Raw genomic sequence first — 1,711 nt, forward strand, 5'->3', positions numbered from 1 at the left:
TATAAGAGACAGCGTTACAAGTTGCGCCATCATCCGGCCTACGAGCGTGAAGCGCAGCAACTGCTGCCCCTTCCTTGTAAGATGCGTATACGGAAGCTGCAATTTCATCGGGTTGCGTGGGAAGAAGCGAACTCTGCTTCTTGGATGCCATGCCGCCCGTAGGAGCAACGGTGATAATCAGCTTGCTCACGACGAAACACCTTCATGGATGGAGGGAGTGGAAAGCGCGGACACGATTTCAGGGGGCAATGGAATGCCTCGCAATCTTCCGCTCTCCTGGTCGATGGCAGACCAAACGCGCTTTTCGAATGCCTCGATCGCCAGATCCTCACCTCTGAAGACGCGATGTGACACCTCAAAACTACTACGGCCAATCTTGGGAACGGAGGTATGCACCTGAATTTCTTCACCAAACCGACTGGGAATATAAAAACGGGCTCCGGTATCCACCATCGGAAAACCAACAATCCCGAACCTCTCAATCATAGCGCGCTTGTCAATACCGGTCACCATGCGAAAAATCGCGGCGGTGCAGCTGTCAAACATTCGGAAATACTGGGGATAATAAACTATCCCGGCGGGATCGCAATCACCCCAACTTATCTCAACGGAGATTTTATTTACAAACATGAGGGCATGTCTCACGCTATGCCGGACGCCGGACGTGTCGGCGCCGAATTAAACCAGTTCGAATTGAGATATTAGACCGTTTTGCAGGCCTAGTCTCATCAGACGCCCGCCTGCATCTAGCAACAGTTCATCGTCCCTCGCGTCCTTCAACGTCGCCGTGGCCACGCCAGCCTCTCTAAGCGAGCCAATCGCGTCTTCATGCGAACTGGAACGCGTCCCACCGGTGCTGCCCATTTGCAATTGAGCGGCAAGATACTGCCTTGCATTTGCGCCATGCTCATGGGCCAGCGCTGCTTGGAAAGCCTGAAACGCGGCTCGCTGAGTAACGTGAGCGCCCAAGCGCGGTAATTTACTCGTTCCATAGTTGACAGGCCAAGTCGCTGCTTTCAGGCGACGAATCCGATTACCTTCACACTCATATATGAGAAAGAACTTCACCGTCATCATGTCGCCTGGCGCCAACGGTCCAAACGGAAAGTCTGGCCGCGACTTTAGTGCATGAAAATCCATGTCGATCTCACGAAAATGACCCGACGGGCCATCAAAGCCTGTGATAGGCCGAAATATCTCACGGATACCATTTCGAAGGAAATGGAACAAATTCAACCATTCATCGCGGCCCGTCACCGTTTGACCGCCATCCTCCCAGACCACATCCTCCGTAAACCATTGATCCACGAGATTAACGTAATCCCCGGAATTGAATGCATCTATATATGTGGTGAAATCCATTGTTTTAATTCCCAACTGGTAAGTTTGATTAGACTTGGTTTAAATCGGAAACTGTCCTGGCAGGGTTTCAACTGTAATCCAGCGAGTTTCAGTAAAACTATCGATCCCCTGTTTGCCTCCGAACCGGCCATAGCCAGACGCTCCGGTACCCCCGAAAGGCATCTGCGGCTCGTCATGAACCGTGGGCCCATTGATATGACAGATGCCTGATTTGATCCTCTTCGCGAGCATCAACCCCTTTGCGATATCGCGTGTGAAGATAGCCGCAGAAAGCCCGTATTGGCTGTCATTGGCAATCTCCACCGCTTGGTCGGCATCGCGCGCACGGATTAAGGCCTGTCTCTTATAC

The 1,711-nt window shown here is 52.1% G+C and carries 4 protein-coding genes; all 4 read right to left on the reverse strand.

Annotation, left to right across the window (positions count from 1 at the left end; genetic code table 11):
* The coding region (locus EBBID32_RS23845) for a 3-keto-5-aminohexanoate cleavage protein (protein WP_231382277.1) at positions 1–190 on the reverse strand (190 nt) is incomplete at its 3' end.
* On the reverse strand, positions 187–630 hold the full coding sequence (locus EBBID32_RS21195) for an acyl-CoA thioesterase (protein ID WP_037492373.1): 444 nt from the start codon (positions 628–630) through the stop codon (positions 187–189). The genes EBBID32_RS23845 and EBBID32_RS21195, both read right to left, overlap by 4 nt.
* Positions 631–678: 48 nt before the next feature.
* Positions 679–1,362, reverse strand: coding sequence for a nuclear transport factor 2 family protein (locus tag EBBID32_RS21200; RefSeq protein WP_037492375.1), 684 nt, complete (start codon positions 1,360–1,362; stop codon positions 679–681).
* Between the two features lie 39 nt (positions 1,363–1,401).
* Positions 1,402–1,711 (reverse strand): aldehyde dehydrogenase family protein (locus tag EBBID32_RS21205; protein WP_037492377.1); only part of this gene is annotated, 310 nt, incomplete at its 5' end.

The organism is Sphingobium indicum BiD32, assembly GCF_000382885.1.
In the GTDB taxonomy this organism is placed as follows: Bacteria; Pseudomonadota; Alphaproteobacteria; order Sphingomonadales; family Sphingomonadaceae; genus Sphingobium; species Sphingobium japonicum_C.

What these genes read in the sequence shown, in the direction of transcription:
- EBBID32_RS21195 (WP_037492373.1), bottom strand. Translation starts at nt 630, where the DNA reads ATGTTTGTAAATAAAATCTCCGTTGAGATAAGTTGGGGTGATTGCGAT.
- EBBID32_RS21200 (WP_037492375.1), bottom strand. Translation starts at nt 1,362, where the DNA reads ATGGATTTCACCACATATATAGATGCATTCAATTCCGGGGATTACGTT.